Source organism: Dokdonella sp. (assembly GCF_035703485.1).
Classification (GTDB): Bacteria; Pseudomonadota; Gammaproteobacteria; order Xanthomonadales; family Rhodanobacteraceae; genus Dokdonella.
Map to the genome: position 1 here is coordinate 1 of NZ_DASSYD010000194.1, position 6312 is coordinate 6312.

At 58.0% G+C, this 6312-nt stretch carries 7 protein-coding genes; 5 read left to right on the forward strand and 2 right to left on the reverse strand.

Annotated elements, in window-relative coordinates:
- Positions 1–181: citrate/2-methylcitrate synthase (locus VFN25_RS14755; RefSeq protein WP_325143242.1), on the forward strand; the 181-nt coding region annotated here is incomplete at its 5' end.
- A gap of 69 nt (positions 182–250) precedes the next feature.
- Here VFN25_RS14755 and VFN25_RS14760 read toward each other — a convergent pair.
- Both VFN25_RS14760 and VFN25_RS14765 read right to left on the reverse strand, forming a co-directional pair.
- The gene (locus VFN25_RS14760) at positions 251–868 is read right to left on the reverse strand and encodes a hypothetical protein (protein ID WP_325143244.1); all 618 of its coding nucleotides are present in this window, start codon (positions 866–868) and stop codon (positions 251–253) included.
- The gene (locus VFN25_RS14765; protein WP_325143246.1) at positions 868–3360 is read right to left on the reverse strand and encodes a penicillin-binding protein 1A; all 2493 of its coding nucleotides are present in this window, start codon (positions 3358–3360) and stop codon (positions 868–870) included. Before VFN25_RS14765 ends, VFN25_RS14760 begins: the two co-directional genes overlap by 1 nt.
- A gap of 220 nt (positions 3361–3580) precedes the next feature.
- Here VFN25_RS14765 and VFN25_RS14770 point away from each other — a divergent pair, with 220 nt between their 5' ends.
- From VFN25_RS14770 to VFN25_RS14785, 4 genes are all read left to right on the forward strand, one after another.
- Positions 3581–4639 (forward strand): pilus assembly protein PilM, encoded by a 1059-nt coding sequence (locus tag VFN25_RS14770; protein ID WP_325143249.1) that lies wholly within the window; start codon positions 3581–3583, stop codon positions 4637–4639.
- Positions 4639–5352, forward strand: a complete 714-nt coding sequence (locus VFN25_RS14775) for a PilN domain-containing protein (protein ID WP_325143251.1) — start codon at positions 4639–4641, stop codon at positions 5350–5352. The genes VFN25_RS14770 and VFN25_RS14775 overlap by 1 nt, the downstream gene beginning before the upstream one ends.
- Entirely contained in the window at positions 5349–6002 is a 654-nt protein-coding gene (locus VFN25_RS14780) for a type 4a pilus biogenesis protein PilO (protein ID WP_325143253.1), read from the forward strand. Before VFN25_RS14775 ends, VFN25_RS14780 begins: the two co-directional genes overlap by 4 nt.
- Position 6003: 1 nt before the next feature.
- Positions 6004–6312, forward strand: a 309-nt coding sequence (locus tag VFN25_RS14785) for a pilus assembly protein PilP (RefSeq protein WP_325143255.1), incomplete at its 3' end; no start/stop codon positions are given.

Sequence of the window (6312 nt, forward strand, 5' to 3'; positions counted from 1 at the left end):
CTACAAGGCGCTGAAGATCCCGACCGAGATGTTCACCGTCATGTTCGCCATCGCGCGAACAGCAGGCTGGGTTGCACACTGGCTGGAGCAGCAGGTGACACCGGACAACAAGATCGGACGTCCACGCCAGATTTATACCGGCTCGGTCGAGCGCGACTACGTGGAACTGGGCAAGCGCTGATTGTCCGGGTCGAATGTGCCCGGACTGGTGAAACCGGACTATTCGTGAATGGTCCGGCTTCGCCGCCGGTCAGGTCCGGCCGGCGGCCAGAGTCATCACCGCATCCCGGCTTGCCCGCCGCATCGTTTGTCCACTGACACGATCCAGCGGCGCCTGACGCAAGCCATCGACGGGAAAGACGGTTAAATCCATCGACGCATCACCGGCGGCGAATACGAAGACTGGCAGGCTGCAAGTGAGTTCGGTGCTCATGCGCAGATCCCGTTGCTGTTGTTCGAATGGGATGCGTTGTTCGCCAAGAAACACGGCGACGTCATCCGCGTTGTCGGTGAACAGGTGCAGGCAGATTGCCGAGTAGACATCGGCAGTCCCATCCAGAACCGGCCCGACCAGCCGCGGCTCGAAAAGCGACAGGAATTCCATCGCTTCGACGGCGGTTTCTCGCAACTTGGCGAGCTGGCGGGGTTGCGAATCGGACTGGAACAAGCGCTGGTGCTCGCGCAATGCGTCCTCGATCTCGCTATTGCGCGGCAAGGCCGTCGACGCGCCCAGGCCCAATTGTGCGGCAGCCTTGAGTTTGGCCATATGGAAATCGCGCAAACCTTGCTCGGCAATCATTCGCGCGGCTTCGACGGCGATTCGTCTGCGCGTCTGTGCCGCGTTGCCCTGGTCAGGCGAATGTCGCATCAGAAGACGTCGTAGGCCTCGCGCTGCTCTTCGTTTTGCTGATTCGGCCGCGCTGCCAATTGCTTGACGTCTTCCTTCTTGAAGTACTCGATCATCGAATCCGGATCGCCAGCCGGTGCCAGCAAGCCGCTGTCGCGGTCGATACGTGCCGTGGTGATGCCTGGCGGCATGTCGAACGGTTGTTCTTCCATGCCGTCCAGAGCGGCGCGCATGAAGCCGATCCAGATTGGCAGTGCAGATCTTGAGCCGAACTCGCGACTGCCCAGCGAGCTGAAATCATCGAAACCGACCCAGGCAGTGGCAACGATTTTGGCATTGAATCCCGAAAACCAGGCGTCGCGATAATCATTGGTGGTCCCGGTCTTGCCGGCAAGATCATGGCGCTTGAGCACCATTGCACCCGAACCGGTGCCGCGACGAACGACGTCGCGCATCATCGAGGTAATCAAATAAACGGTACTTGCATCCATGACGCGGGGTGCCAATCGAGGTTGGCTTGAGTCTGCAGGGGTGCTCGCCGCCTGCGCAACGGCAACCGGGGTGAAGCCCGCGGCTGATTCGTCGGCGGAAGCGGTCGAGTCCTGGGCTTCCTGCAACTGACGTTGCGGACAGTCGCGGCAGGCGCGCGCTGGATTGGCACGGTAGATCGTGTTGCCGTCGCGATCATCGATTTCACTGATGAAATACGGGTCGATAAGAAATCCGCCGTTGGCGATGACGGAGTAGCCGCGCGCCATGGCCAGTGGCGAAACGGCGGCTGTTCCCAGCGCCATCGACAGATTTTCAGGTACCTGCTGCGGCGTGAAGCCGAAGCGGGTCACGTATTCATGAGCGTAGTGAACACCAATGGCATCGAGCAGGCGTACCGATACCAGATTTTTTGAACGCACCAGCGCCTCGCGCAGGCGAATCGGGCCATCGAACTTGCCGTCGTCATTGGAGGGCGTCCACAAGCCATTTGGTCGCGATGGGTCGGGAAAGACCAGAGGCGCATCGTTGATCACCGATGCCGGGGTAAAGCCGTGATCTAGCGCGGCCGAGTAGATGAACGGCTTGAAGCTCGAGCCTGCCGAGCGGCTGGCCTGGGTGGCACGGTTGTATTTGCTGCGCGAGAAATTGAAGCCGCCGATCATCGATCGGATTGCTCCGTCCTCGGGGCTGAGGCCGACCAGAGCGCCTTGCACCGCGGGAATCTGAGACAGTTTCCATTCGCCTTCGTCATCGCGGGAAACGCGCACGATGTCGCCCACATGGAGTACGTCATCAACCTTCTTCGGTGTTGGACCACGCCGACTTTCATCGATGTAAGGGCGCGCCCACAGCATCGATTCGAGATTGAGCACGGCGCTTTGTCCGTCACTCATCAGAAGGATGGCTTCGTCGGCACTGACATGACTGACAATCGCTGGAACGAGCCCACTGACGACGTGGTAGCTGTCAATCAGCTTGAGCAGGTCCGCGGAAGTCGCCTGCGCTGGAACTTCCGCATGCTTTTCCGGGCCGCGGTAGCCGTGGCGAGTGTCGTAATCGGTCAGGGAGTCGCGCAAAGCCAGGTTGGCGGCCTCCTGGTCGGCAGAGTCGATTGTCGTACGGATGACGTAACCATTGTTCAGCGCATCATTGCCGAGGCGCTCGATGGCTTCCTGACGCACCAGTTCGGCGACGTATGCCGCCTCGATTTCGATCGGTGGTTCATGAGCAAAGGAGTTATCCGGCTCTGCCATGGCCTGGTCATAGGTGGCCTGATCGATATGGCCGAGATCGCGCATTCGACCGAGTACGTAGGCGCGACGCAGCAAGGCCCGGGGCAGGTTGTTGATCGGATTGCCGGTTGAAGGGAATTTCGGCAGCGAGGCGAGCATTGCGCATTCGGCCTGGGTCAACTGGTCGAGAGTCTTGCCATAGTAGAACTCGGCGGCAGCGGCAATGCCGTAGGCGCGGTTGCCGAAGAAGCTCTTGTTCAAATAGAGCTCGAGGATCTCGTCCTTGCTCAGCGCGTTCTCGATACGGAAAGCAAGGAAGATCTCCGAGAGCTTCCGCGTGTAGGTGACTTCGGGGCTCAGAAAAAACTGCCGGGCGACCTGCTGGGTGATCGTGCTGCCGCCAGCGACATGCTTGCTGCCGGTTGTGACCACCAGCCACACGGCGCGCATGATGCCGGGAATATCGATGCCGGAATGGCTGTAGAAATCAGCATCCTCGGCCGAGAGCACGGCAAACTTGAGCCGTTCAGGAACTTCCGACATGTGAATCGGGATTCGCCTCGTCTCGCCAAACGTCGCCATCAACTTGCCGTCGGCAGACAGCACTTTCAGGGGTACCTGAAGGTTGACATCCTTGAGAATCTCCGCGGAAGGCAGCCGTGGCGAGATCAGCCAGTAGGCGATGCCAAGTCCCAGGCAGCCGAGCAGAGCACCACTCAGACCGACGTAGAGCGCGTAACGGGCAAGGCGGAGTGAGATTCGAAGAGCAGGTGCGAGGTGTGATGACATTCAAGGAAGAATCTTGGCGCAGTCGACAGAGTATAGGTGCATTTGGGGCCGAATCGAGCAGCCCGACCGGGATCCGGGCCGACGAAAATGGTCAATTCAGGACAATTTTGGCGACAGGATCGACTTTTTGAGTGTTTCCTGTTGCCAAGTGGTCGAGATTTAGATTTAATGTGAAAACACATGTTTCGCTCGTAAGGGCGCGTGGGAAGGGGAAAAAGTAGTGGGACTCTTCACTCCTAAGGCACCGGTTCTGATCGGAGTCGACATCAGTTCAACAGCCGTTAAGCTGTTGCAGCTCGTGCAGGCAGGCGGTCGGTATCGCGTTGAGCACTACGCCGTCGAGGCTCTGCCTCCAAACGCCGTGGTCGAAAAGAACATTGTCGAGGTCGAGGCCGTCGGCGATGCGATCCGTCGTGCGCTGAGTCGATCCGGGGCGAAAACCCGATCGGCCGCGGCAGCGGTCGCCGGTTCGGCAGTCATTACCAAGATTGTTCCGATGCCCGCCGACTTGTCCGAAGAGGACATGGAGGCGCAAATCCAGATCGAGGCCAATCAGTACATCCCCTACCCAATCGAGGAAGTCAGTCTCGATTTCGAGGTGATTGGCCCGGTCAAGGACAATCCAGACATGGTCAATGTCCTGCTGGCGGCATCGCGAACCGAGAACGTCGATTTGCGCATTGCCGCCCTTGATCTTGGCGGACTCTCCGCGAAAACCATGGATGTCGAAGCATTCGCCATGGAAAACGCGTTCCGCCTGATCGCCGACCAGCTCTCTGTTCCGAAAGAAGCCGTGGTCGCGGTGATTGACGTTGGCGCAACCATGACTACGCTGATCGTTTTGCGCAATCAGCGCACGATCTATTCGCGTGAGCAGGTATTCGGCGGCAAGCAGCTGACTGATGAGGTCATGCGCCGTTACGGCTTGAGCTACGAGGAAGCCGGTCTGGCCAAGCGTCAGGGTGGCTTGCCGGAATCCTACGAGATCGAGGTGCTGGAGCCGTTCAAGGAGGCGATGGTCCAGCAGATTTCCAGGCTCTTGCAGTTCTTCTTCGCAGGTAGCGAATACAGCAGGGTTGACCAGATCGTTCTCGCTGGTGGTTGCGCTTCGATCACCGGCATCAGTGACATGGTCGAAGAACAGCTGGGTGTTCCCTGTGTCGTTGCCAACCCGCTTGCCAACATGTCGCTGTCGTCGCGTGTTCAGGCGCAGACACTCGCGCAAGACGCTCCGGCGCTGATGATCGCGTGTGGACTGGCGATGAGGAGTTTCGACTGATGGCCAGAATCAACCTATTGCCGTGGCGAGCCGAGCGACGCAAACAACGCGAGCGCGAGTTCTACATGATGTTGGTTGCCACTGCGGTGGCGGCCATATTGGTGTTCTTCTGCGTTTCCTACTGGATGGGGATGCGTATAGACAACCAGAACCAGCGAAACGACTACCTCAGCGCGCAGATAAAATTGCTCGACAAGGATATCGAAACCATCAAGAACCTCGAAAAGGTGCGTTCGCAGTTGCTTGCGCGCAAGGAAATCATCGAGGATCTGCAGTCAAATCGTTCGCAGATGGTGCATCTGTTCGATCAGCTTTCCCGCACCATTCCCGATGGCACGCGGCTGACCTCGCTCAAGCAGACCGGCGACAAACTCACCCTGGAAGGTGTAGCCGAATCGAGCACGCGCGTCGCAACCTATATGCGCTCGCTGGAGAACTCGCCCTATCTCGGCAAGGCGGATCTGGCCAAGATCGAAAGTAAAGAGGGCACAGCGGGCGTCGATCCGAAAATGCCCTATGTCTTCTCGTTGTCGGTCACGACCAAGAAAACAACAGAAGCGGAAAAGAGCGCCGCCGCTGTCGACGCTACGGCAGCGGGCGATGACGCCGGATCCGGGGACAAGGCGAAGCCGACGGACCTGGGCGCCCAGTTGAACAATGCGGCAACTACGCTGACATCGAAAAAGGCGCCAGCCGAGGAGAAGAAGCCATGAGTTTCTTCGACGATCTACGCAACCTCGACCGCAATAACGTCGGCAACTGGCCGAAATCAATCAAGGCTTTTTTTGCCATTCTGATCGTAGTGGTGATTTTGTTGTTGGGCTGGTATTTCCAGATCAGCGCGCAACAGGAAGAATTGGACTCTGCGGAAAAAAAGGAGATGACACTTCGAGCCGAATTCGTCAAAAAGCAGGCTCAGGTCGTCAATCTGGCTGCCTACAAGAAGCAGCTTGAAAACATGACCGACGAGTTGCAGCAAATGATCAATCAGCTGCCCGGCAAGACCGAAATGCCCAAGTTAATCCTGGAAATTTCGCAAGCAGCGCTCGGCGCGGGAATCACCAACGAGCTGTTTCAGCCAGGCCCCGAAGTGATGAAGGGCTTCTATGCCGAGAAGCCGATCCAGTTACGCATGGTTGGTACTTATCATGAGTTTGGAAATTTCATCAGCAAGGTGGCCTCATTGCCGCGTGTCGTGATCTTGACCATGCACGATGTGTCGCTACGGCCAACGTCACGGGGGTCGGCAGCTGCAGCAGGAGGAACGTTGACTCTTGAAGGAACGGTCAAGACCTATCGCTACATGGATAACGACGAGATAGCAGAGTTTGATACGACGAACCCTCCAAAAGGGAGGAACTGAGATGACTAATCCTTCTGCAGTGGTTGTTCGAGTCATCGCTGGCGGATTGCTTCTGCTGACTGTCGCCGGCTGCATGTCGGGTCAGGGGGAAGTTGCCAAATGGGTGCAGCAGGAAAAAGCCAAAAAAGGCGCTCCACTGGAACCACCCCCTGCAATCAAGACCTTCGAAACCTTTGAGTACACATTGCGAGCGCCGGAAGATCGCGATCCGTTTGACCTGCCGACAAGCGAAGAACAGGAAGAAACGGTAAACGCAGGGCCTCGGCCAGATCAAAATCGAGCCCGTGAGCCGCTGGAGTCGTTTCCTCTC